At 66.3% G+C, this 23,751-nt stretch carries 27 protein-coding genes and 1 other annotated feature; of the genes, 14 read left to right on the plus strand and 13 right to left on the minus strand.

Annotation, left to right across the window (positions count from 1 at the left end):
- Positions 1-91 precede the first annotated feature (91 nt).
- The 7 genes from ACH6CV_RS09900 to ACH6CV_RS09930 all read left to right on the plus strand — a co-directional run bounded on the left by ACH6CV_RS09900 (position 92) and on the right by ACH6CV_RS09930 (position 6,103).
- Positions 92-436 carry a histidine triad nucleotide-binding protein gene (locus ACH6CV_RS09900; RefSeq protein WP_456358026.1) on the plus strand — a complete coding sequence of 115 codons (345 nt, stop codon included), beginning with the start codon at positions 92-94 and terminating at the stop codon, positions 434-436.
- 119 nt (positions 437-555) lie between these two features.
- Positions 556-729, plus strand: a complete 174-nt coding sequence (gene rpsU, locus ACH6CV_RS09905; RefSeq protein ID WP_456358027.1) for a 30S ribosomal protein S21 — start codon at positions 556-558, stop codon at positions 727-729.
- Positions 730-874: 145 nt separating this feature from the next.
- Positions 875-1,270, plus strand: coding sequence for a hypothetical protein (locus ACH6CV_RS09910; protein WP_456358028.1), 396 nt, complete (start codon positions 875-877; stop codon positions 1,268-1,270).
- A complete protein-coding gene (locus ACH6CV_RS09915) occupies positions 1,227-1,880 on the plus strand; it encodes a hypothetical protein (protein WP_456358029.1) in 654 nt (217 codons plus the stop codon). The genes ACH6CV_RS09910 and ACH6CV_RS09915 overlap by 44 nt, the downstream gene beginning before the upstream one ends.
- Positions 1,881-1,927: 47 nt before the next feature.
- Positions 1,928-4,126, plus strand: a complete 2,199-nt coding sequence (rho, locus tag ACH6CV_RS09920) for a transcription termination factor Rho (RefSeq protein ID WP_456358030.1) — start codon at positions 1,928-1,930, stop codon at positions 4,124-4,126.
- A gap of 256 nt (positions 4,127-4,382) precedes the next feature.
- Positions 4,383-5,255: a DegV family protein gene (locus ACH6CV_RS09925; protein WP_456358031.1), complete on the plus strand. Its 873-nt coding sequence runs from the start codon at positions 4,383-4,385 to the stop codon at positions 5,253-5,255.
- A 2-nt stretch (positions 5,256-5,257) separates the two neighbouring features.
- A complete protein-coding gene (locus tag ACH6CV_RS09930; RefSeq protein WP_456358032.1) occupies positions 5,258-6,103 on the plus strand; it encodes a DegV family protein in 846 nt (281 codons plus the stop codon).
- Between the two features lie 122 nt (positions 6,104-6,225).
- Here the strand turns inward: ACH6CV_RS09930 and ACH6CV_RS09935 are convergent, their stop codons facing one another.
- Genes ACH6CV_RS09935 through aroF form a run of 6 tightly spaced genes read right to left on the minus strand, consistent with a single transcriptional unit; the run spans position 6,226 to position 12,979 of the window.
- The gene (locus tag ACH6CV_RS09935; protein WP_456358033.1) at positions 6,226-7,479 is read right to left on the minus strand and encodes a shikimate kinase; all 1,254 of its coding nucleotides are present in this window, start codon (positions 7,477-7,479) and stop codon (positions 6,226-6,228) included.
- Positions 7,476-8,615, minus strand: a complete 1,140-nt coding sequence (locus ACH6CV_RS09940) for a bifunctional chorismate mutase/prephenate dehydratase (protein ID WP_456358034.1) — start codon at positions 8,613-8,615, stop codon at positions 7,476-7,478. The genes ACH6CV_RS09935 and ACH6CV_RS09940 overlap by 4 nt, the downstream gene beginning before the upstream one ends.
- Complete coding sequence (locus tag ACH6CV_RS09945) at positions 8,603-9,622, minus strand: chorismate synthase (RefSeq protein WP_456358035.1); 1,020 nt, start codon at positions 9,620-9,622, stop codon at positions 8,603-8,605. Before ACH6CV_RS09945 ends, ACH6CV_RS09940 begins: the two co-directional genes overlap by 13 nt.
- The gene (gene aroA / locus ACH6CV_RS09950) at positions 9,612-10,895 is read right to left on the minus strand and encodes a 3-phosphoshikimate 1-carboxyvinyltransferase (protein WP_456358036.1); all 1,284 of its coding nucleotides are present in this window, start codon (positions 10,893-10,895) and stop codon (positions 9,612-9,614) included. Before aroA ends, ACH6CV_RS09945 begins: the two co-directional genes overlap by 11 nt.
- Positions 10,883-11,956, minus strand: a complete 1,074-nt coding sequence (aroB, locus tag ACH6CV_RS09955; protein ID WP_456358037.1) for a 3-dehydroquinate synthase — start codon at positions 11,954-11,956, stop codon at positions 10,883-10,885. The genes aroA and aroB overlap by 13 nt, the downstream gene beginning before the upstream one ends.
- A 9-nt stretch (positions 11,957-11,965) precedes the next feature.
- Positions 11,966-12,979: a 3-deoxy-7-phosphoheptulonate synthase gene (gene aroF / locus ACH6CV_RS09960; RefSeq protein ID WP_456358038.1), complete on the minus strand. Its 1,014-nt coding sequence runs from the start codon at positions 12,977-12,979 to the stop codon at positions 11,966-11,968.
- Between the two features lie 400 nt (positions 12,980-13,379).
- On the opposite strand from aroF, the gene rpmE reads away from it, so the two are divergent.
- The 7 genes from rpmE to argS all read left to right on the plus strand — a co-directional run bounded on the left by rpmE (position 13,380) and on the right by argS (position 19,875).
- Positions 13,380-13,577 carry a 50S ribosomal protein L31 gene (gene rpmE / locus ACH6CV_RS09965; RefSeq protein ID WP_456358039.1) on the plus strand — a complete coding sequence of 66 codons (198 nt, stop codon included), beginning with the start codon at positions 13,380-13,382 and terminating at the stop codon, positions 13,575-13,577.
- Positions 13,578-13,710: 133 nt separating this feature from the next.
- A complete protein-coding gene (locus ACH6CV_RS09970) occupies positions 13,711-14,763 on the plus strand; it encodes a DUF1385 domain-containing protein (RefSeq protein WP_456358040.1) in 1,053 nt (350 codons plus the stop codon).
- Complete coding sequence (gene prmC, locus ACH6CV_RS09975; protein WP_456358041.1) at positions 14,738-15,559, plus strand: peptide chain release factor N(5)-glutamine methyltransferase; 822 nt, start codon at positions 14,738-14,740, stop codon at positions 15,557-15,559. Before ACH6CV_RS09970 ends, prmC begins: the two co-directional genes overlap by 26 nt.
- A gap of 27 nt (positions 15,560-15,586) precedes the next feature.
- Positions 15,587-16,651 (plus strand): peptide chain release factor 1, encoded by a 1,065-nt coding sequence (gene prfA, locus ACH6CV_RS09980; protein WP_456358053.1) that lies wholly within the window; start codon positions 15,587-15,589, stop codon positions 16,649-16,651.
- On the plus strand, positions 16,648-17,691 hold the full coding sequence (locus ACH6CV_RS09985) for an L-threonylcarbamoyladenylate synthase (protein WP_456358042.1): 1,044 nt from the start codon (positions 16,648-16,650) through the stop codon (positions 17,689-17,691). The genes prfA and ACH6CV_RS09985 overlap by 4 nt, the downstream gene beginning before the upstream one ends.
- Positions 17,688-18,167, plus strand: coding sequence for an arsenate reductase/protein-tyrosine-phosphatase family protein (locus ACH6CV_RS09990; RefSeq protein ID WP_456358043.1), 480 nt, complete (start codon positions 17,688-17,690; stop codon positions 18,165-18,167). The genes ACH6CV_RS09985 and ACH6CV_RS09990 overlap by 4 nt, the downstream gene beginning before the upstream one ends.
- Positions 18,157-19,875: an arginine--tRNA ligase gene (argS, locus tag ACH6CV_RS09995; protein WP_456358044.1), complete on the plus strand. Its 1,719-nt coding sequence runs from the start codon at positions 18,157-18,159 to the stop codon at positions 19,873-19,875. The genes ACH6CV_RS09990 and argS overlap by 11 nt, the downstream gene beginning before the upstream one ends.
- A 134-nt stretch (positions 19,876-20,009) precedes the next feature.
- Here argS and rplL read toward each other — a convergent pair whose 3' ends face one another.
- The 7 genes from rplL to rpmG form a co-directional block, all read right to left on the minus strand.
- Entirely contained in the window at positions 20,010-20,387 is a 378-nt protein-coding gene (gene rplL, locus ACH6CV_RS10000) for a 50S ribosomal protein L7/L12 (RefSeq protein ID WP_456358045.1), read from the minus strand.
- A 63-nt stretch (positions 20,388-20,450) separates the two neighbouring features.
- Positions 20,451-20,978: a 50S ribosomal protein L10 gene (rplJ, locus tag ACH6CV_RS10005; protein ID WP_456358046.1), complete on the minus strand. Its 528-nt coding sequence runs from the start codon at positions 20,976-20,978 to the stop codon at positions 20,451-20,453.
- A gap of 27 nt (positions 20,979-21,005) precedes the next feature.
- Positions 21,006-21,136, minus strand: a sequence feature (ribosomal protein L10 leader region).
- Between the two features lie 92 nt (positions 21,137-21,228).
- Positions 21,229-21,915 carry a 50S ribosomal protein L1 gene (gene rplA / locus ACH6CV_RS10010; protein ID WP_456358047.1) on the minus strand — a complete coding sequence of 229 codons (687 nt, stop codon included), beginning with the start codon at positions 21,913-21,915 and terminating at the stop codon, positions 21,229-21,231.
- Between the two features lie 61 nt (positions 21,916-21,976).
- Complete coding sequence (rplK, locus tag ACH6CV_RS10015) at positions 21,977-22,402, minus strand: 50S ribosomal protein L11 (protein ID WP_456358048.1); 426 nt, start codon at positions 22,400-22,402, stop codon at positions 21,977-21,979.
- Between the two features lie 130 nt (positions 22,403-22,532).
- Positions 22,533-23,060 (minus strand): transcription termination/antitermination protein NusG, encoded by a 528-nt coding sequence (nusG, locus tag ACH6CV_RS10020; protein ID WP_456358049.1) that lies wholly within the window; start codon positions 23,058-23,060, stop codon positions 22,533-22,535.
- A gap of 9 nt (positions 23,061-23,069) precedes the next feature.
- The gene (secE, locus tag ACH6CV_RS10025; protein WP_456358050.1) at positions 23,070-23,333 is read right to left on the minus strand and encodes a preprotein translocase subunit SecE; all 264 of its coding nucleotides are present in this window, start codon (positions 23,331-23,333) and stop codon (positions 23,070-23,072) included.
- A gap of 50 nt (positions 23,334-23,383) precedes the next feature.
- Entirely contained in the window at positions 23,384-23,545 is a 162-nt protein-coding gene (rpmG, locus tag ACH6CV_RS10030; protein ID WP_456358051.1) for a 50S ribosomal protein L33, read from the minus strand.
- Positions 23,546-23,751 lie beyond the last annotated feature (206 nt).

Genomic DNA, 23,751 nt, shown 5'->3' on the forward strand with positions numbered 1-23,751 from the left:
TGAGGCACGAGGCCCAGCCTCGGCTCCCCGTCAGAGAGAGGCAGGGGGTTGGGAGCCGCGGCGACATACTACCATAGAGGAGGCGTTCCCCATGGACGATTGTATCTTCTGCCGGATCGCGGCGGGGCAGATACCCTGCGACAAGGTCTACGAGGACGAGCAGGCGCTGGCATTTCGGGATATAGCGCCCCAGGCCCCGGTTCATATGTTGGTCGTCCCCAAGGCGCACATGAGGAATGTCGCCGAGTGCGAGCGCGATCACCCTGAACTCGTGGGCTGCCTGTTCTCGCTGGCCGCGCGGCTGGCGGCACAAGAGGGCCTGGCGAAAGGCGGCTTCCGCCTGGTGACCAACTGCGGCCCCGACGCCGCCCAATCGGTCGATCACTTCCACATCCACATTCTCGGCGGCGGTCAACTGAGCGGGCGCATGGCTTGAAGTTAAATGAAAGTTTTTCGGTTGACGAATTGCGTGTAGCTGCGGTATAATCATCTGTGTGGCGGACCCCATGCTACATTGGCTTACACGCCAGCAATCGCGAGGGGAGGGAAAGCACAATGTCAGAGGTACGTATCAAGGATAACGAGTCTTTGGAGAGCGCACTGCGCCGGTTCAAGCGAATGACTGCCCGTTCGGGTATTCTGGCCGAGGCCAGGAAAAGGGAACATTACGAGAAGCCCAGCGTAAAGCGTAAGAAAAAGGCTGAGGCCGCGCGCAAGCGTAAATACTGATTCCTACATTTAGGCTCCTTTCCATCAAGCCGGGAGAGGAGCCTCTTCCTTCGTCCATCACGATGAGCCATGTTTTTTGTGAATTAACGCGTTTCCGGCATATCGGGCGTGCGTATGGCATAGACTGATCCGGGAGCATTTTACAATGAAATACGGCATCCTCCTGCGGCCGCATGCCAACGGCCGCTATCAGCAGGCGGTGCAGCCCCTGGCGCTCTGCGAGGCGCTTGCGCTGCTGTCCGCGGCGGGCATCGACGCAAAGCCCCGGCTGGACGAACTTTTCGGCGCCGGCATCATTTGCTTCGAAGCGCCGGAGCTCAGTGAAAGGGCGTGCGCGCTGCTCGCTCTCCACTCGCTGAATTACCTGCTGTGCGAGGTGCACGGCGACCGGCTCGCGCCGGTTGGCGGGCGCGCTAAGGCGTTCCTCGGGCACGACCTGAACGGCATTCAAATACAAGGGCAAGACCAACGAACGCTTCACCGGCTTCTTGGTCAACATGGCGTTGCTGTCGAGCGCGTTTGCGGGTGCGTTCGACCATAAGCTTTGCCTGTTCGACCCCATGTGCGGCCGGCTCACCACGCTGTTTGAGGCCTGTAACCGCGGTTACGACGCCTGGGGGGCGGACCTCGACGGGCGGGAGATCGGCGAGGGGCTGACGTTCCTCAGGAAATACCTCGAGCACCACCATTTCAAGCACGCCCTCCGGCAGGACGCCCTTACGCTGCCCGGCAAGCGATCGGCGCAGATCAGGCGCGTTTCGTTCGCGGCCGACGCCGCGCAATACCGCGCGGGCGATCAGCGTACGCTGTCGGCGACCGCGCTCGATTGTGAGAGCGCCGCGCGGGCGTTTGGCGCGGGCCGGTTCCACCTGGCCGCGTTTGACATGCCCTACGGCGTGCAGCACGGGCCGGGCGGGCGCGAGTCCTTCGAAAAGCTGCTCGGGCGCATGGCGGGGCCGCTCCTTGCCGCGCTCAAGCCGGGCGGCGCGGTGGCGTTGTCGTTCAACAGCCACACGCTGAGGCCCGAGACCGCGCGTGCGGCGCTCGCGGACGCCGGTTTCAGCGTATGCCGCGGAGAATCCTACGACCACCTGGCGCACTGGGTCGAGCAGGCCATCGTGCGCGACGTAGTGGTCGCCCAAAAACCGTGAATTTTAGTGGAGATACTTTCAATACCACGCCGAGAGGAGCAAACTTTGTGGATTATCGATCACTGCATATGAAGACGGTGGCTCAGTTGCGCGCTCTGGCCAAGGCCGAGGGCGTCAAGCTTCCGGCCGGCCTGAACAAGGCCCGGCTGGTCGAGCAACTGCTCGAGGGCTTGCAGTCGGCCGGACAGGGCCGTACCCCGGCTCCGGCGGAAGCTTTGCTTCCGGCAACGGCGCCCGCGCCCGCAGGGGAGGATAGCACCCGCCCGGCTGCGACGGCGGGGGCGGAACGTCCCTCGGAGGCGGAGGAACCGTCCACACCGGAAGCCCCGCCCAAGCGCCCCGGCGGTCGCCCGCGCAGGACACCGCTGCCCGTCGCGCCCGAATCGGCCCCCCAACCGCAGCCCAAGGCCGAAGTCCAACCCGCGCGGGCCCCCCAACCGCAGCCCAAGGCCGAAGCCCAACCCGCGCGGGCCCCCCAACCTGAGCCCAAGGCCGAAGTCCAACCCGCGCGGGCTCCCCAACCTGAGCCCAAGGCCGAAGTCCAACCCGCGCGGGCTCCCCAACCTGAGCCCAAGGCCGAAGTCCAACCCGCGCGGGCTCCCCAACCGCAGCCCAAGGCCGAAGTCCAACCCGCATCGGCGATCCAGCCCGAACCGAAGGCCGAGGCTCAACCCGTAGGGAGCGATGTCCATATCGCCCCGCCCCCATCCCCGTACGCATTCCAGCCCCGGCGCAGCCACAACCAGCCCGACGGCCGCGCGCCTTCGAGGACGCCCATGCGCGCCCTGGCGACCGGCCCCGCCGCGCATCCGCGCGTGCAGCGCGCGCCCGGACGCGGCCTGCCCGCGCAGCCGGCGCAGCAGCCCGCCCCGGCGTTCGTCCGCCCGGCGGCCCAACCCGGGACGGGGGTCCAACCCGGGACGAGGGTCCAACCCGGGTCGGCCGTCCAGCCCCAGCCGGCGGGCCAGCCGCCCGCTGCAAACGAGCTCCCGGCGCAGCGCGCGTTCGTGCGGCAGCCGCCGCGCCGAGACGGCTACTACAACCAGGAGTACGGCACGTCGAATCCGGCGGTACCCGACCTGCTCAGCAGCGGCGAGTGCAGCGACGGCGAGGGTGTGCTCGAGATCCACCCCGAGGGTTACGGGTTCCTGCGCGCCGACAACTATTTGCCGGGCAACCGGGACGTGTACATATCGCAGGCGCAAATCCGCCGCTTCAACCTGCGCACCGGCGACTGCGTGCAGGGCAAGACCCGGCCCACGCGCGAGGGCGACCGATACGGCGCGATGATCTACATCAACCAGATCAACGGCGAGAGCCCCGAGCGGGCGAACCATCGGCGCAGGTTCGAGGACCTGACGCCGCTGCACCCCGACGAGCGGCTCCGGCTGGAATCGCCCGGCGAGAAGACCGACCTGGCGTTGCGCGTGATCGACATGATCGCGCCGATCGGCAAGGGCCAGCGCGGGCTGATCGTATCCCAACCCAAGGCAGGCAAGACGGTGCTGCTCAAGAAGATCGCCAACGCCATCACCAAGAATCACCCCGAGGCGCACCTGATCGTGCTGCTGATCGACGAGCGGCCCGAGGAAGTCACCGATATGCAGCGCTCGACCCACGGCGAGGTGGTGTACTCCACGTTTGACGAGATGCCTGAAAACCACACGCGCTGCGCCGAGATGGTGATCGAGCGGGCGCAGCGGCTGGTCGAGCACGGCCAGGACGTGGTGATCCTGCTCGATTCCATCACGCGGCTGGCGCGCGCGTACAACCTCGTGGTACCGCCGACCGGGCGCACGCTGTCGGGCGGCCTTGATCCGGGAGCGCTGTACAAACCCAAGCGCTTCTTCGGCGCGGCGCGCAACATCGAGCACGGCGGCAGCCTGACCATCATCGCCACCGCGCTGGTGGAGACCGGCAGCCGCATGGACGACATCATCTACGAGGAGTTCAAGGGCACCGGCAACATGGAGCTGCACCTGGACCGCAAGCTGTCGGAGAAGCGCATCTTCCCCGCGATCGACCTGAACAAGTCGGGCACGCGCCGCGAGGACCTGCTGATGACCAAGGAGGAGCTCGAGGGCGCGTACCAGGTGCGCAGGCTGATGAGCAACGCCAGCAATCAGGAGACCGCGGAACAGCTGATCGGCATGATGGAAAAGACCGCCAACAACGAGGAGTTCTTCAAGCGGCTCAGGGGCTGGATCGGGATCTACGAAAAAGAAGGATATACGCATTCGCGCTGAGGCGTAGGCCCAGGCGGCAGCCAATCGGTTCCGGCGCTGCCCGGCGGGTGTTTTACCGCCCGCTCGTTGCCGCAAAACGCTCGACGAAGCGCCATGACCGGGCGTTAATTGCTTCGAATTCATAATGCTTCGCGCATGGCGGGGCATAGGCGGGCGGCCACGCCGCCCGAATTGACAGATTGCCCGCGATGTGTTAGCATGAGATTGTCGATTTATGGGGGATACACGCGACTTTATGACGGAAGGGAGCTCGGATATGGGCGACTATAGGATCGTAACCGATTCCTCGTGCGATTTGCCCCACGAGTTGGCCGAGGAGCTGGGGCTTCTGGTGCTGCCGCTGTCGGTGACGATGGGCGACCAGGCTTACGCGAACTACCTCGACGGGCGCGAGATCGGGTTTTCTGAATTCTACCGGCGGCTGCGCGCGGGCGAGATGGCCAAGACCAGCGCGGTCAACGTGGAGGCCTTTGCCCAGTTGTTCGAGCCGCTGCTTGAGCAGGGCCGCGATGTGCTCTGCCTGGGGTTTTCCTCGGGGCTGAGCGCCACCTGCCAGCACGCGCAGATGGCGGCGGAGGCGCTTCGGGGGAGGTTTCCCGAGCGCAAGCTGTATGTGGTCGACACGCTGGCCGCCTCGATGGGCCAGGGGTTGCTCGTATACCTGGCGGTCATGAAGCAGCGCGAGGGCGCGTCGATCGACGAGGTACGCGACTATGTGGAGGGGATCAAGCTCAACCTATGCCACTGGTTCACCGTGGACGATCTGCACTTCCTCAAGCGCGGCGGGCGCATCTCCACCGCCACCGAGATCGTAGGCTCGATCCTTTCCATCAAACCGGTGATGCACGTCGACGACGAGGGGCATCTGGTCAAGGTGGAGGCGGTGCGCGGGCGCAAGGCGTCGATTCGCCGGATGAAGGAGAAGATGGAGGAGACCGCCATAGAGCGCGAAGGCGCGGTGGTGTTCATCAGCCATGGCGACTGCCTCGAGGAGGCGGAACAGCTGGCCGACATGGTGCGCGAATCGATGAACCCCAAGGCCGTGTACGTCAGCTACGTGGGGCCGGTGATCGGCGCGCACTCCGGTCCGGGCACGATGGCGCTGTTCTTTTTGGGAAGGAAGCGATAAGCATGGCGTATAGAGTTGTCTCGGACAGTTGCGCCGACCATCCCGACCGGCACGACGCGCTCGCCCAGGTGTCGCGCGTGCCGCTGACGATCCGCCTGGGCGACGACACCTTAATCGACGACGATAGCCTCGACACCGATGAACTGGTCGAGCGCATGAAGCGCGAGCCGCAGGCCCCGACCTCGGCCTGCCCTTCGCCGGGGGCGTTCGTGGACGCCTGCGGCGAGGACGACGCCGACGTGTACATGGTGGCGATGTCGGACAAGGTGAGCGGCTCGTACTCAAGCGCGGTGGTGGCCGCCGACATGATAAAGGCGGTTAAGCCCCAGCGCAATGTGCACGTGTTCAACACGCTGTCGGCCTCGGCGGGCCAGGCGGCGGTGTGCCTCAAAATCTGCGAGTTGGCCGGGCGCGCGCTGCCGTTCCGCCAAGTGGTCGAGCAGGTCGAGGCCTTTATCGCGTCGCTGACCACGCTGTTCGTGCTGGAGGATTTGAGCGTCCTGAAAAAAGCCGGGCGGCTGAGCCACCTGCAGGCGCTGATCTCCATGGCGCTGCGCATCAAGCTGGTCATGGGCGCGCGCCCGGACGGCAGCATCGACGTACGCGGCAAGGCGCTGTCGATGGAGCGGGCGCTGATCTCGATGATCGGCATGATTAAGGAAAAATGCGCCGCCCTGATCCCCGGCGAGCGCAGCCTCGTGATTACCCACTGCTGCGCGCTCAGCCGTGCGGAGGCGATTCGCGACGCGGTAGAGCGCTTCTGCGGGTTCAAGGAAGTGCTGATTTGCCGCCCGAGCGGCATCAGCGCCATGTACGCCAACGACGGCGGCGTGGTGGTGGGATTCTAAATCATGAACGACTGTGCGCTGCGGTTGACACGGGGGCTGTCGAGGGGGTTTTGGGACGGTACAAAGCACCGTCGGTGTGAAGACGACGCGTGCAAATGTACCGCAGGGGCCGTTCGCGGGGGTTACCCGTTGTGCGCCCATGTCTTTACGGCTCGCGCCAGAGCCTGAAGCGCTTCTTCCGGCCCTGCGTCGTTTTTTACGGTGATGTGCGCCGCGCGCTCGTAGAGCGCGCGGCGCTCGCGTTCGAGCGCGTACAGGCGCGCGGCGCCCCCGGCGAGCAGCGGGCGGCCGCTGACGTCGATGTCGGACAGGATGCGGCAGGTTGGGCGGTCGAGGAAGATCACCAGGCCGCCCTCGCGCAGCGCGCGCACGTTTTCGTCGCGCTTAACCACGCCGCCGCCGCAGGACAGCACCGCGTACTGCCCGGCATGGCGTCGGACGGCGGCGCTTTCGGCGTCGCGGAAGCAGGCCTCGCCCTGTTTGAACAGCTCGGGGATGGTGCGCCCGGTCTCGCGCTCAATTGCCCGGTCTAGGTCGACGAACGGCCGGCCGATGAGCGCGGCCAGCCCCTGGCCCAGCGTGGTCTTGCCCGAGCCGGGCAGGCCGATCAGCGCGATGCCGCGCATCTGGGCGTAGATGAAGCGGATGGCGTCCCTGTCGATCGGCTCGCCGCGCCAGAACGCCTCGGCGGCGACGGCCTGCGCCACCAGCATGTAGAGCCCGTTTTCCGCCCGCCGGCCCGCCGCGCGGGCGTTTGCCATCAGCGCTGTTTCGGCCGGGTTGTAGATCATGTCGAGCACGTCCGCGCGCGCGGCCACCTCGCGCGGCACGGGCGAAGCGTCGATGTCGGGGAACATGCCCACCGGCGTGCAGTTGACCAGCAGGTCGAAATCGGCGCGCGAAAGATCATCGTAGGTCATGGGGCCTTGCCGGCTGACCAGGTACAGCTCGGCCCCTCCCGCGCGCAGGGCCTGGGTAGCGGCCTTCGCCGCGCCGCCGGTCGCGCCCAGCACCGCGCAGACGCGGCCCTTGGGTTCGATGCCCGCGTGGGCGAGCAGCGCTTCGAAGCCGTACCAATCGGTGTTGTGGCCGATCAGCCGGCCGCCTTTGCGCAGCAGCGTATTGACAGCGCCGACGCGTTGCGCACTGTCGGTCAGCTCGTCGCACAGCGGCATCACCGCCTGCTTGTAGGGGATGGTTACGTTGAGAGCGCCAAACCCCTCGGCCTCCATCAGCGCGCGCAGATTGCGCACCTGATCGGGCTCGAGCTCGAGCAATTCGTAGCTGTCCGCAAGGCGCCGGCGCTCGAAGAACGCCCGGTGGATCGGCACCGACAGGCTGTGGGACAGCTTCCGCCCCAAGAGGCCGTACTTCATGGGGCGTCCCTCCGATTGTTGGCGTAGAGCCCGAGCAGCGTGAGGCTCTGCGCGTCGCGCCCGGCTTCCTCGAGCGCCGACAGCAGCGCGCGCCGGCCGGAGATCCACTCGAGGTCGGCGTGGAAGCGGTAGGTCCAGGGCGCTTCGGGCACCGGGCGCGACTGGAGGCGTTTCAAGTTGATGCGCCGGCGCGCGAACGCCGCCATCACCCGCGCAAGGGCCCCCACCTCGTCGGGCAGCGTGAACACCACGCTGGCCTTGTCGGCGGCGGGGGGCTCGACCGGCTCGCGCGTCAGCACGGCGAAGCGCGTGGCGTTGCGCTCGGCATCCTGCGCATCCCTATGCAGCACGGTAAGGCCGTACAGCGCCCCGGCGCGCGCGCTCGCCAGCGCGGCGACCGACGGGTCGCGCGCGTCCCGCACCGCGCGCGCCGCCAGCGCGGTGTTCTCGCAGGGCACGACGCGCCATTCGGGGTGGCCCAGCAGCAGCGCGCGGCATTGCGCGATCGCCTGCGGATGCGAGCGCACCTCGCGCACGTCTTCGAGCTTTGCGCCCGGCGCGCCCAGCAGGTGGTGCGCGACCTTCACGTACTGCTCGCCCGCGATGTTGAGGCGCATGTCCTCGATCAGGGCGTAGCTCTCGTCCACGCTGCCGGCGGTGGAGTTTTCCAGCGGCAGCACCGCGCAGTCGGCCCGCTCCTCGGCCAGCGCGCGCGCCGCCTCTTCAAAGGTGTCTACGGCCAGCGTGCGCGCCTCCTCGCCGAAAAAGTCGAGCGCAGCCTGCTCGCTGAACGAGCCCGGCGCGCCCGGATAGGCCACGAGCGGGGCTTCGGGCAGCGCGCGCCCGGCGGGCGCTTCGGCGCGGCCCGAAGCCAGCGCTTCATGCTGGAGCGCCCGGCTGGCCGCCATCAGCGCCTCGAACAGCATGCGCGCGCCCGGCGCGTAGTCGGGATTGCCCATGCGCGCGGCGGCGCGCTCGAGCACGGCGCGCTCGCGCTCGGGCTGCAGCACCGGCATATTCCGCTCGCGTTTGTAGGCCGCGACCGCCCGGGCGGCGTCCATGCGCGCCTCGAACAAGCGGCAGATTTGGGCGTCAATTTCGTCGATCGATTCGCGCAGCCGCGCTAGTTCGTCCATGTCAGCCGCTCCTTCCAAAGCTCGGAAAGCGCCAGCGCCACCGCCGATTCGACGACCGGCAGCGCGCGCGGCGCGATGCAGGGGTCGTGGCGGCCCTCGACGGCGAGCACGGCGTCGACGCCGCGCTTCAGCGACACCGTGTGCTGGCTGCGCGCGATCGAGGCCGGGGGCTTGATCGCGACGCGCACGATCAGCGGTTCGCCGTTGGTGATGCCGCCGAGGATGCCGCCCGCGTGATTGGTCAGGTGGCGGATGATGCCGTTCTCCGTCACCATCTGGTCGTTGGAAACGCTTCCGCGCAGCGCCGAGATCGCGAAGCCGTCGCCGAACTCGACGCCCTTGACCGCCGGAATCGAGAACAGCATATGCGCCATCACCGATTCGACCGAATCGAAGAACGGCGCGCCCAGCCCGGCGGGCAGCCCGGCGGCCCGGCACTCGATCCGCCCGCCGACGCTGTCGCCGTCGGCCTTCGCGGCCAGGATCGCATCTTGCATCTCCTCGGTCAGACCGTCGCCCGAGAGCGGGCCGATGCCGATGATCTTGGCCGCGATCTCGACGCCCTGGCTTGAGAGCCACTGCAGCGCCAGCGCGCCGGCAAACGTCAGAGCCGCGGTGATCCGGCCCGAGAAGTGGCCGCCGCCGCGCGGGTCCTCGTACCCCAGGTAGCGCACGTGGCCGGTGTAGTCGGCGTGGCCGGGGCGCAGCAGGTCGGGCATGCCGCTGTAATCGGCCGAGCGCTGGCCTAAGTTGCGGATGATCGCGGTCAGCGGCGTGCCGGTCAGCTTGCCCTGATAGAGCCCGGACAGCACCTCGAATTCATCCGCTTCTTTGCGCGGCGTGCTCAGCGGGCTGTTGCCCGGCGCGCGGCGCGCCATGTGCGCGCGCACGGCGTCCATGTCGGGCGCGAAGCCCGCGGGCAGGCCGTCGACGGTGACCCCGACCGCGGGGCCGTGCGACTCGCCGAAGATGGTGATTTTCACATGGTTGCCCCAGCTACCCGGCATGTACGATCCCTCCCAACGCCTGAAAATCCTTGAAGAAGTTGGGGTAGGACTTGTTCAGGCATTCCACCCCGGTCAGCGTCACCGGCGCGTCGGCGTGCAGCGCCGCCACCGCCAGCAGCATCGCGATCCGATGGTCGCCCGCGCAGCCGACGGTCACGCCGCCGCGCAGCCGCTTCACGCCCTCGACGACCATCCCGTCCTCGGTCTCTTTCGCTCGCGCGCCCAGCGCGCTGAGCGCCTCGCAGGTGGCCGCGATCCGGTCGCTCTCTTTCAGGCGCAGCCGCGCGGCGTTGACGATGCGCGTCTCGCCCTCGGCCAGCGCGCCCGCCAGCGCCAGGATGGGCAGTATGTCGGGGCAGTCGCGCCCGTCGATCACCGCGCCGTGCAGTTCGCCCGAGCAGGCCCCGCTGATCCCGTCCCGCTCCCACACCTGCGCGCCCATGCGCATCAGGTAGGAAAGCACCGCCTGGTCGCCCTGCAGCGTGTTTTGCGGCAGCCCCCGCACGCGCGCGCCGTGCCCGAGCGCCGCCGCGCACAAAAACACCGCCGCCTGCGAGTAGTCGCCCTCGACATGGTAGTCGCGCGCGCGATAGCGCTGCTTGCCGGGCACCTTGAACAGCCGCTCGTTCGGGCGCTGCACCTTGACGCCGAACGCCTTCATCGCGTCGAGCGTCAACCCGATGTAGCCGCGCGACTCCAGTTCGCTCGTCAGCCGGATCGTGGAATCGTCCCTCAGCAGCGGCAGTGCCATCAAGAGGCCGCTCACGAACTGGGAGCTGACGTCGCCCGGCAGTTCGAACGCGCCGCTCTTGAGCTGGCCCTCGACCCGGAGGTCGAGCACCGGCCCCTCGCGCCGCTCGTAGGCGATGCCCTGCGCGCGGCAGATGCGCTCGTAGGGCTCCATCGGGCGCTGGTTCAGCCGCCCGCGCCCCACGAAACGCGCGCCCCGGCCCAGCGCCAGCGCGATGGGTACGAGGAAGCGCAGCGTCGAGCCCGATTCGGCGCAGTCGATCAGCGCAAGGCCCTCCCCGGCCCGCGCGCCGCGCGCGCCGCCCATCACGGTCAGCGCATCCCCGTTCAGCGTCCAGCGCGCGCCCAGCGCGCGCACGGCGGAGAGCGTCGCGCGAATGTCTTCGCTTAAGGTCACCGGGGCGATTTGGCTCTTGCCGCCCGCCAGCGCGGAGAGCAGCACCGCGCGGTGCATCAGGCTCTTCGAAGGCGGCGCGTCCACGATCCCGTCCAGGCGCCCCGGTTCAATCGTCACCGAAGCCATTGCTCCACCCCCTCGAAAAATGATGCGTCCACCCGCTCGATGCGCGCGCGCCCGCAGCGTTCCAGCACCACGATGTTGAGCGCGCCGCCGATGTGCTTCTTGTCCCTGAGCAGCATAGGCCGCATCGCGCTCAGCAGCGCCTTGTCGCAGGCGGTCGGCAGCCGCCAGGCCGTGAGGATGGATGCCACCCGGTCGGCGGTGCCTTTTTCCGTCAGGCCCGCCCGCTCGCCCAATCGCGCGATCAGGTGCATGCCGGCAGCCACCGCCTCGCCGTGCGTGTAATCACGGAAGTGTTGTGCCGCCTCGATCGCGTGGCCGAGCGTATGCCCGAGGTTGAGCAGCATGCGCTCGCCCCGGTCGCGCTCGTCGGCTTCCACCACGCGGCGCTTGAGGTCGAGGCAGCGCGAGACGATCTGCTCCATGTTGTCTTGCGCGTGGGCGCGTGCTCCGCCTGACAGCGAAAGCAAGGATTCATCGAACGCCAGCGCGTATTTAATCACCTCGGCCATGCCGTCGGCGAAGACGCGATCGCTCAGCGTCGTAAGCACATCCGGATCGGCCACCACCGCCGCGGGCTGATGGAACGCGCCGACCAGGTTCTTGCCGGCGGCAAGGTCGATCGCGGTCTTGCCGCCCACGGCGCTGTCCACCAGGGCGAGCAGCGTGGTCGGCACCTGCGCGTAGCGGATGCCGCGCAAATAGGTGGCCGCGGCGAACCCGCCGAGGTCGCCCACCACCCCGCCGCCCAGCGCGATCAGCAGATCGTCACGCCCCATGCCGTGTGCGGCCAGCGCGTCGTAGACATGGCCGAGCACGGCAAGGCGCTTGCTGCCCTCGCCCGGCTCCACCGCGACAAGCGCCGCCTCGCAGCCGGCCTGCGCGAGCGACGCCATCAGCTGCCCCGCGTAGAGCGGCCGCACCGTCTCGTCGGTCAGCACCAGCGCGCGCCGGGCGGGCGCGGCCTTCAGGATCCGCGCGCCGGCGTCCGCGATCAGAGCGCGCCCGATCTCGATGTCGTAGGAGCGTTCGTGAAGATGCACCCGCAGTGAACAATATGCCATAGGGCCTCCTTATGCGCTGCGTCCCACTGCGGCCGCGATGGGGCGGATCGACTGCATCAAGGCTTCGAAGCCCTCGGGCTTGATCGACTGCTTGCCGTCGCTGAGCGCATGCTCGGGGTCGTTGTGCACCTCGATCATCAGCCCGTCCGCGCCCGCGGCCACCGCCGCGCGCGCCATCGATTCCACCATCCACCAGTGGCCGGTGGCGTGGCTGGGGTCGATCAGGATCGGCAGGTGGCTCAACTTCTTGACCGCGGCCACCGCCGAGATGTCGAGCGTGTTGCGCGTGTAATTTTCGAACGTGCGGATGCCGCGCTCGCACAGGATCACCTGCCTGTTGCCGCCGGCCATGATGTACTCGGCCGACATCAGCCATTCCTCGATCGTGGCCGACGGACCGCGCTTGAGCAATATGGGTTTTCTGAGTTGGCCCAGGTGGGACAGCAGGTCGAAGTTCTGCATGCTGCGCGCGCCCACCTGGATCACGTCGGCCGCGCGGTCGAACGCCTCGATGTCCTCGGGCGAGATGATCTCGGTCACGATGGGCAGCCCGGTCTCGGCCTTGGCCATTTCCAGCAGCTTGAGGCCCTCGTATTTTAGTCCCTGAAACGCGTAGGGGGAGGTGCGGGGCTTGAACGCGCCGCCGCGCAGGAACGTCGCGCCCGACGCTTTCACAGCGCGCGCGATCCCCTTGATCTGATCCTCGCTCTCGACCGAGCAGGGCCCGGCCATCACGGCGAGCGCCGTGCCGCCGACCGTGCGCCCCGCCGCCTCGACCACGGTGTTTTCGGGGTGGAACGCCCGGTTGGCCAGCTTGAACGGTTCGCCCACGTGCATCACCCGCTCGACCAGCGCGTAGGCCTCGAGCCCCGACGCGTCGATGCGCGAGGTGTCGCCAACCAGCCCCAATATGGTCAGATCGGTGCCCACCACCGGGTTGACCGTAACGCCCAGTCCGGCAAGGTACGCGCTCAGCCGGTCGATGCCCGCCTGCGGCGCACCCTTCCTGAGTACGACGATCATAGAAATCCCCCCATCCTCTACAGATTGTATAGGAAAAAGGCGGGTCGCCCTCTCGGACGCCCGCCTGCCGGTTATACAACGATGTCACAAATCGATGCGACGACCGAAAGGCGGGTGCGCAAAAAAGCCGAAGCCCATAAAAAAGCTCGGAATCCGGTAGCCCGCAAATCGCTTGGCATGCGCGTTCATCGCTCGGCCTCCATCACCTTGATTTGTCCAATTATATGCGCCGCCGTCGCCGCTTGTCAAGGGCGGGTTGTGTTAAGTCGGGGGCCGCGACACAGGATGCGTGTAAAATATCAAAGCATCGTTGCAATAGCACCCGGGGTGTGCTATAATACGCTTTGTGACGTGCGTATCTTGTGCGCGTCGATGCCACCCGCATAGAGAGGTGAGAGCCATGAAGGAAAAGATTCATCCCAACTACGGCAAGTCGGTCGTGCGCTGCGTGTGCGGCGAGACGTTTGAAACGGGTTCCGTCAAGAAGGAGATGCGCGTTGACATCTGCGCGAAGTGCCATCCGTTCTACACGGGCAAGCAGAAGCTGGTCGACACCGGCGGACGCGTGGACCGCTTCAAGAAGCGCTACGGCATGTAGGCTCCTGGCGTATAGAGTACGCCGGATTTTGCACGTCAAACAGAAAATGCAGATCGGGCGCACCCCGGTCTGTTTTTTGTACGGGCGCTTAGGGTATAAATAAGGGGAGTATTGCGCGGAGGTACGACGGCATATGTCGAAGTTCATCAAGGGATTCAAGGATTGGTTCTTTGGGCGGCAGAGCGAGGGCGCGCCGTTTCGGCCGGGCGGCCAGGCGGTCATGGAGGGCGTGATGATGCAGGGCTCGAAGCTGACCGCGATTGCGGTGCGCCAACAAAACGGCCAGATCGCCGTAAAGACCCGCGCAACCGTGAAGCCGGGCGACAAGTACCCCTGCCTCAAGTGGCCGTTGCTGCGCGGCATCACAAGCTTCGTCATGAGCCTCGCGTCGGGCATGAAGACGCTGGCCGAGTCGGCCGAGATGGCGGGCGAAGCGCCCGAGGAGCCCTCGAAGTTCGAGCGCAAGCTGGCCGAGATCCTGCACATGAAGCCGGATGACGTGATGATGGCGGTGGCGGTCGTGCTGGCCGTGGTGCTGGCGATCGGGCTGTTCTTCGCCCTGCCGGTGGGCATCGAGGCGCTGATAAAGCGCTACGTCCAGTCGAACGCGCTGGTCAAGATCATTGGCGGCGTGGTGCGCATCGGGGTGTTTTTGACCTACATTGGGCTGGTCTCGCGGCTCAAGGAGATCCGGCGCGTGTTCCAGTACCACGGCGCGGAGCACAAGTCGATCTACTGCTACGAATCGGGCAAGGAGCTGACCGTGGACAATGCGCGCGCGTTCACGCGGCTGCACCCGCGCTGCGGCACCAGCTTCCTCGTGATCGTCATGGTGATCTCGATCGTGGTGTTCCTGTTCCTCGGCAACAACTCGACCAATGTGTTCAGGCGCTTGGGCAGCAACCTGCTGCTGCTGCCGCTGGTGGCCGGCATCTCCTACGAGGTGCTGCAGGGGCTGGCGCGCGCCGAGGATCGCTGGTGGGTGCGCGCGCTCAAGTGGCCGGGGCTGATGGTGCAGAAGGTCACCACCGCCGAGCCCGACGACCAGATGCTCGAGGTGGCGCTGACCTCGCTCAAGGCCTCGATGGGCATGGAGTGGAAGGCCGAAGCCGCGCAGCCGATCCCGGCCGGCGGCGAGGCCACCGAGCCGGAGGTCGTCCATGACGGTGCGGCAATGGCTCACTGAGGCGGAAGGGCGCATTCCGGGGCCGGACGCCGCCGTCGAGGCGCGCTGGATGCTTGAGGACGCGCTGCGCGCGACGCCGACCGAGCTGCGCTTGGCGCTCGGCCGGCCGATTCCGGACCGGAGTCTATCGCGTCTTGCCGACTGGCTTGAACGGCGCGCGTCGGGTGTGCCGCTGCAGTATGTGTTGGGTTACGCCCCGTTCATGGGGTACGACTTCCGCGTGGACGAGCGCGTGCTGATCCCGCGCCAGGACACCGAGCTGCTTTGCGAATTGGCGATTGAGCACATAAAGCAGACCGAGGTCGGCACCGAAGCGCTCGACCTGTGCACCGGCAGCGGTGCGGTGGCGATTGCGATCGCGCTCAAGTGTCCGGACGCGCGGGTCACGGCGACCGATCTGTCGGCAGATGCGCTTGCGTTGGCGCGCGAGAACGCGCGGCGGCTGGACGCGCGGGTCGAGTTCGCGTGCGGCGACTTTTTTGAGCCGGTGCGCGGGCGGCGGTTCGATGTGATCGCCTGCAACCCGCCGTATCTGACCGGGGCCGACATGGACGCGTTGCAGCCTGAGGTGAGGTTCGAGCCGGCGTCGGCGCTCTACGGCGGAGAAGACGGGCTCGCCTTCTACCGGCGCGCGGCGGCGGAGGTGCGCGGATTTTTGAAGCCGGGCGGCCGGGCGCTGTTTGAGGTGGGCGCGGGCCAGGCGCGCGCGGTCTGCGAATTGCTCGGCGGCCATTGCGAAATATACCGGGACCTCAATCAGATCGAGCGCGTAGTCGCGCTCAATGCCGAGGGGTAGAAGGCTATGAACAACGAACAGGCGCGCATACTGCGCCAGATGGAAGCGCTCGTGGGGCGCTACGAAGAGCTGTCGATCCGCGTCACGCTGCCCGAGGTGATCTCGGACGGCGCGCTGTTTCAACAGTTGATGCGCGAGCACGCGGAGACGGCCGACATGGCGGCGTTCGCGCTCGAATACCGCAAGCTCGCCGACGAGATTGAGCAGGCCACCGCGATGCTGGACAGCCCCGACATGGCCGAGATGGCCAAGGAGGAGCTCGAGGCGCTTGAACCCCGGATGGTCGAGATGACCGAAGAGGCGCGCAGACGGCTGCTGCCCAAGGACCCCGACGACTTCCGCAACGCCATCCTCGAGGTGCGCGCGGGCGCGGGCGGCGACGAGGCCGGGCTGTTTGGCGCGGAGCTCGTGCGCATGTACATCCACTACGCCGAGTCGCGCGGCTGGAAGGCCGAGATCACCGAGGGCGGCGAGACCGAGCTCGGCGGCATCAAGGAATGCGTGGTCATGATCCAGGGCAAGGGCGTGTTCTCGCGGCTCAAGTACGAGAGCGGCGTGCACCGTGTGCAGCGCGTGCCGGTCACCGAGTCGGGCGGGCGCATCCACACCTCCACCTGCACCGTGGCGGTGCTGCCCGAGGCCGAGGACGTCGAGGTCAGCATAGCGCCGAACGATTTGCGCATCGACACCTACCGCGCGTCGGGCGCGGGCGGGCAGCACGTCAACCGGACCGACTCCGCCGTGCGCATCACCCACCTGCCGACCGGGCTCGTGGTGACCAGCCAGGACCAGCGCTCTCAAATCCAGAATCGCGAGGAGGCCATGCGCGTGCTGCGCGCGCGGTTATACGACATGCAGCGCAAGACGGCCAGGTCGGAATACGCCTCCGCGCGCAAGTCGCAGGTGGGCACGGGCGACCGCTCCGAGCGCATCCGCACCTACAACTTCCCGCAGGGCCGCGTGTCCGACCACCGGATCGCTCTGACGCTGTACCGGCTGGGCGAGGTGCTGAACGGCGACCTTGACGAGCTGATCGACGCGCTGATCCTGTACGAGCAGACCGAGCAGCTGAAGCTCCAGGAGCAGATGTGAACACACGAATAAGCCCGGTGACCGAGGAGAGCCTCGGCGAGGCGGGCGCGCTGATCCGGGCGGGAGGCCTGGTTGCGTTTCCGACCGAGACCGTGTACGGGCTGGGCGCAAACGCGCTCGACGGCGCGGCGGTTCAAGGGATTTTTGAAGCCAAAGGCCGGCCGGGCGACAACCCGCTGATCGTGCACATCGCATCACTCGATCAGGCGGACGCGCTGATCGACGGGCCGATGCCTGCGGCGGCGCGGCAGCTGGCCGAAGCTTTCTGGCCCGGCCCGCTCACGATGGTGATGAGGAAGTCGCGCGCGGTGCCCGACGAGGTCAGCGCCGGGCTCGACACGGTCGGCATACGCCTGCCATCGCACCCGGCCGCGCGCGCGCTGATCGAGCGCGCGCGCGTGCCGATCGCCGCGCCAAGCGCCAACCGCTCGGGCCGGCCCAGCCCCACGACCGCGCAGCACGTGCTCATCGACATGGACGGGCGCATCCCGCTGATTCTCGATGGGGGCCCCTGCGCGGTAGGCCTGGAATCGACGGTGCTTGACGTGACCTGCGACCCGCCGCGCGTGCTCAGGCCGGGCGGCGTGACCGCCGAGATGATCGCCGAGCACGCCCATGGCGTGGAACTGGACGGCAGCATCCTGCGCCCGCTCAAGATGGGCGAGGTAGCGCGCTCGCCCGGCATGAAGTACCGCCACTACGCGCCCGAGGCGCGCATGACCATCGTCCAGGGCGCACGGGCGGCGGAACGGATCGCCGCGCTCTACGACGAGGCCGAGGCGGCGGGCGAAACGCCCTGCGTGCTGGCGCTGGCCGGACACCGCGCGCTGTACGGCGATCGGCGCATGTACTCGCTCGGCGAGGACGCGGTGCAGGCGGCGGCCAAACTGTTCGCCGCGCTGCGCAAGATGGACGAGCGGGGCGTGACGCGCATCTTCGCGGAGGCGGTGGACGCCGAAGGGCTGGGACTCGCGGTGATGAACCGCATGGGCCGCGCGGCGGCGTTTGACCTGATCGACACGGATGGAGAGGCCAAATGATCAGTATCGTCATGGTGTGCACCGGCAATACCTGCCGCAGCCCGATGGCCGAAGCCATGCTGCGCGTTCGGCTGGCCGAGCGCGGCGTCGAGGGCGCTGAAGTGCGCTCGGCGGGGCTGCACGCCTTCGAGGGCGCGCCGATCTCGGGCGGCGCGCAGGCGGAGCTGGAAAAACGGGGCATCCCCTTTGCGCCCGCCGGCGCGGTTCCGCTGATGAAGTCGCATACCGAAGGCGCGCTGATCCTGTGCATGACCGGCGCGCAGCTGCGCGAGCTCAAACGGCGGTTTCCGGCCGCGCGGGCGACCACGCTGAACCTGGCCGCGGGGTTGTCCGGCGACATCGCCGATCCGTTCGGCGGGAGGGGGGCGGCCTACCGGCGCGCCGCCGAGCAGATCGAGCGGGCGGTCATGCGCCTGGCCGACCGGATTGCGAACAACGATACCATTGAGGAAGGTTGCGAGGGACATGGACTTTAGAAAGGCAATTGCGGGCGAGATCGCGGGCGCGCTGGACTGCGTGTTCGGCGGGCACGGGCTTCACATAGACGACATCGGCGCGGCGCTCGAGGTGCCGCCGGACACGGCGCTGGGCGACTACGCGTTTCCGTGCTTCAAGCTGGCCAAGGCGCTGCGCAAGGCGCCGCCGATGATCGCGGACGCGCTGGCGGCGAAGCTTACCGCGCCTTTTCTGCGGCGCGTGGATTCGGTCAAGGGCTATCTCAACTTTTACATCGACCGGGCCACCTACGCCCGCGAGGTGCTCACGCTTGCGCAGGCCGAGGGCGCGCGCTACGGCGGATCGGACGCGGGGCACGGCAAGACCGTGTGCATCGACTACTCGTCGATCAACATCGCCAAGCGCTTCCACATCGGCCACCTGTCGAGCACGATGATCGGGCACGCGCTGAGCCAGCTGTACCGATTCAGCGGCTACAAGGTCGTATCGATCAACCACCTGGGCGACTGGGGCACGCAGTTCGGCAAGATGATCTGCGCCTATAAAAAGTGGGGCGACCGTGAGACGGTCGAGCGCGGCGGCGTCGACGAGATGGTCAAGCTGTACGTGCGCTTCGATCAGGAAAGCGCGGACGATCCGGCGCTGGCGGACGAGGGTCGCGCCTGGTTCAAGCGCATCGAGGAAGGCGACCCGGAAGCGCTCGAGATCTTCGAATGGTTCAAGGAGGTCACGCTCAAGGACGCGGCGCGCGTATACGAGCTGCTCGGGGTTTCGTTCGACTCCTACGCGGGCGAGGCGTTCTACAATGACAAGATGGGCCCGGTGGTGGAGGAGCTTACGGAGAAGGGGCTTCTCACGGACTCCGACGGCGCGAAGATCGTCGACCTCGAGGCCTACGGCATGCCGCCCTGCCTGATCCTCAAGAAGGACGGGGCGACGCTGTACGCCACGCGCGACCTGGCCGCGGCGTTTTACCGCAAGCATACCTACGATTTCGCGCGCTGCCTGTATGTGGTGGCCTACCAGCAGGATCTGCACTTCAAGCAGCTGTTCAAGGTGATCGACCTGATGGGCTATCCGTGGCACCGCGACATGGAGCATGTGTCGTTCGGCATGGTGTCGTATGAGGGCGAGACGCTGTCCACGCGCAAGGGGCACATCGTGTACCTCGAGGACTTGTTGAACGAGGCGATCGCCAAGGCGCGCGCCATCATCGAGGAGAAGAGCCCGGGCCTTGAGGACAAGGACGCGGTCGCGCGGCAGGTGGGCGTGGGCGCGGTGATCTTCTTCGATTTGTATAACAACCGGATCAAGGACATCGACTTCTGGTGGGATCGCGCGCTCAACTTCGACGGCGAGACCGGCCCCTACGTGCAGTACACGCACGCGCGCTGCTGCTCGGTTCAGCGCAAGGCCGAGGCCGGGGGCGAGCGCGCGGGCGAGCCGGACTACGGCGCGCTGTCCGATGCCGAGGCGCAGGACGTGGTGCGGCTGATCGAGCAGTTCCCCGATGCGGTCGCGACCGCGATCGAGCGTTCGGAGCCCTCGATGATTACCCGCTACGCGGTGTCGGTCGCGCAGGCCTACAATAAGTTCTATTATGAGCGTCGGATCCTCGGCGACGAGCCGGGCACAAGCGCCGCGCGCCTTAAGCTCACCGACATCACGCGCCAGACGCTGAAGACCGCGCTGGGCCTGATCGGCATCGCCGCGCCGGAGCGGATGTAGAAGAGGTGCGTATCCCCGCGCCGCGTAAAGCCGGGCTTAACGCAGCCTGAGGAATGCAGGGGGTTCTCGCTCGCATACCCCGTCACAAAAAGCACCGCCGCGCATTCGCGCGGCGGTGCCTGCACAGGCAAATCTTACTTGATCTCGCAGGTCGCGCCCACTTCTTTGAAAGCGGCCACGATCTTCTCGGCTTCTTCCTTGGTGACGCCTTCCTTGAGGGGCTTCGGGGCGCCGTCGACCAGATCCTTGGCTTCCTTGAGGCCCAGGCCGGACACGACTTCGCGCACGACCTTGATGACCTTGATCTTCTCGGAGCCGACTTCCTTCAGGATCACGTCGAACTCGGTCTTCTCTTCGGCGGCCTCCGCGGGGGCGGCGGCGGCGGGGGCGGCGGCCATGGCCACCGGCGCGGCGGCGGACACGCCAAACTTCTCTTCCAGGGCCTTCACCAGCTCGGCCAACTCCAGTACGGTCATCGACTCAATGGCGGAAATCAGTTCTTCGCGGTTCATGATATTATCCTCCTCAAATTATTTGGGTTGCGGACGACCGCAGGTCGCCCCTACGACGATGCACTATTCGCCGGCTTTCTGCTTGCGCACGGCTTCGATGGCGTACACCAGCGAGCGCAGCGTCGCGGACAGCACGCCCACGAAGTTGGTAATCGGCGCGTTCAGGCTGCCCATCATCTTGGCGATGAGGACCTCCTTCGGCGGCAGTTCCGACAGCGCGGTGACGCCCTTGACGTCGATCACATGGCCGTCGACTACGCCGCACTTGACCTGCGTCTTCTTGGTCTTCTTGATGAACTCGGTCAGCACCTTGGCGGGCGCGACCGCGTCCTTCATGCCAAAGGCCACGGCGGTGGGGCCCTTGAGGTGGCCGTCGAGGCCGGTGATGCCCAGTTCCTTCACGGCCAGATCGATCATGGTGTTCTTAAGCACCACGTACTCGACGCCGGCGGCGCGGCACTGGTTGCGCAACTCGGTCACCTCGGCCACGGTCAAGCCGCGGTAGTCGAGCAGAATGGCCGAATGGGCCGATTCAAACTTCTGCTTGATCTCCTGCACGACGCCCTTCTTGATGTCTAAGTTCTTGGACAATGTTCTTGCACCTCTTTCCCGTCCCGGATGGGCCACAAAAATCGCCTCGCGCACAGCAGCGCAAGGCGAAAGAAGCACTTTCATCGTTGCGCCTCGGCGGGCGGCCCGTGGGCCTTATGCGTAGCACCCGCTGTCTATGGCACGGCCATCTTCATGGCACTTGACCAGTTTAGCATATGTGATATAGTATGTCAAGTTAAAACATAGCCGCCGCGTATTTTTACGCGGCGGCTTGTAAAGGCAGCCTGGGCTAGAATTTCAACGCGTTCAGCTTGATCGCCGGGCCCATGGTGCTCGATATCACGGCCGAGCGGATGTAGGTGCCCTTGGCGGCCGCCGGCTTGGCCTTGAGGATGGCTTCCATCAGCGTGCGCAGGTTCTCTTCGAGCTTCTGGCTGTCGAACGAGGCCTTGCCGACCGGGCAGTGGATGATCGCGGTCTTATCGACGCGGTACTCGACCTTACCGGCCTTGATCTCGCCGATGGCCTTGTTCAGATCCATCGTCACGGTGCCGGTCTTGGGGTTGGGCATAAGGCCCTTGGGGCCGAGCACACGGCCCAAGCGGCCGACCAGGCCCATCATGTCGGGCGTGGCGACCATCACGTCGAAGCCGAACCAGCCGCCCTGAATCTTGGCGATCATGTCCTCGGCGCCCACGAAGTCGGCGCCGGCGTCCTCGGCTTCCTTGGCCTTGTCGGCCTTGCAAATCACCAGCACGCTCTTGGTCTTGCCGGTGCCGTGCGGCAGCACGACGGTGCCGCGCACCTGCTGATCGGCGTGGCGCGGGTCGACGCCCAGACGCACGTGGATTTCGACGGTTTCGTCGAACTTGGCCTTGGCGGTCTGCTTAACCAGCGCCACCGCGGCGTCGGGGTCGTACTGCTTGAGGCGGTCGATCAGCTTCACGCTGTCCTGATATTTCTTACCCTTCGTCATTTCTATTCCTCCCTGTGGTGCAAACGGCGCTTCGTCCTCCCACATACTGTCGCTATAGGAATCAGTCGACCACCGTGACGCCCATCGAGCGGGCGGTGCCGGCGACCATGCTTATGGCGGCTTCCACGCTGGCCGCGTTCAGATCGGGCATCTTGAGCTCGGCGATTTCCTTGACCTGCGCCTTGGTGATGCTGGCGACCTTCTCCTTGTTGGGGCGGCCCGAGGCGTGCTCCAGGCCGCACGCCTTCTTGATGAGCACGGCGGCGGGGGGAGTCTTGGTGACAAAGGTGAACGAGCGGTCCTGGTAGACGGTGATGACCACCGGGATGACCAGGCCGATCTGCTTGGCGGTGCGGTCGTTGAACTCCTTGCAGAAGCCCGGGATGTTCACGCCGTGCTGGCCCAACGCGGGGCCGATCGGCGGCGCGGGCGTCGCCTTGCCGGCGTTGACCTGCAGCTTGATAAGCGCGGTTACCTTCTTGGCCATGGGGATGTCCTCCTTAACTTAATGTGGTGAAACGGAACGCGGGGCTTGCCCCGCATTCCTCCCACGCTGAAACCCGCGGTGCGGGATGTCAGTCACTTGGGGAAGCGCCCGAATGGGCCGCCGCTCCCCTTTATCGCACTTCGCGCACGACCTCGTCGTATTCAAGTTCGACGGCGGTCTCGCGCTTGAGCATTGGCACCATGACCTTGACCTTCTTGTTGACCTGGTCGATGGACACCACGCGACCGCTGAAGTTCTCGAACAGCCCGGTCAGTATGCGCACCTCGTCGCCCACCTCGATGTCGATGCGCGTCGCGGTGCGGTTCTCGCCGATGCTTAAAAAATCCATCTCGGACAGTGGCGTGGGCTTCGACCCCGGGCCGACAAAGCCGGTCACGCCGCGTGTGTTGCGCACCAAGTACCACGACTCATTGGTCATAATCATGCGCACCATCACATAGCCGGGCAGGAGTTTCCGCTGCACGGTCTTGCGTTTGTTATTCTTGATCTCGACGGCCTCTTCGACGGGGATCTTGACCTCAAAGATCCGATCCTGCATGCCGTTGTTTTCAACGGACTTCTCAAGGTTCGCCTTGACCTTGTTCTCATACCCGGAATAGGTATGCACCACGTACCACTGAGGCGCTTGCTCTGCCATATGCTCTCCCTATACCCTGATGAGCGCGCTGACCAGCCACGCGGCGCCTGCGTCCAGCACGCCGATGATGATGCCCATCATGGTCATGAACGCGAGCACGACCAGCGTATAGTTGACCAGCTCTTTCCGGGTGGGCCAGGTCACCTTCTTGAGCTCCGAGAACATCTCCTTGAAGCTGCGGGCGATGCCGAGGCCGAGGTTCTTGAAGAAGCGGCCGATCTTCCGGAAGAAGCCGGTCTGCTGCTCCTTTTCGGGGGTGTTGGGCTTGGCCATGGGTCTCCCTCACTTTCGCACAGTCTCACGCTTATGCGCGCACAGGCGCTCTATTTGGTCTCCTTGTGCGCGGTGTGCTTTTTGCAGAAACGGCAATACTTGCTCATTTCCAAGCGGTCGGGGTCGTTCTTCTTGTTCTTCATGGTGTTGTAATTACGCTGCTTGCAATCCTGGCAAGCCATCGTAACCTTGACGCGCTTATCGGATGCCACGGTCAGCCACCTCCTGCGGTTGGATCAAAATCAAAGCCCCTTACGGGGCACGCTTTAGAATTATATCATATGATTGGTGCAGTGTCAATAGCGGTATGCCGCGGATGCGGAGCGGAATGGGGGAATTCGGGTTAATTCTTGGCGGAAAAAGCGCCGCACGCTTCTGCGTGCGGCGCCTTCACATTCCCTTACCCGAGCACCTTGAT

Origin of the sequence: Anaerozeibacter quisquiliarum (assembly GCF_051162045.1) — a bacterium.
Classification (GTDB): Bacteria; Bacillota; Clostridia; order Christensenellales; family Aristaeellaceae; genus Anaerozeibacter; species Anaerozeibacter quisquiliarum.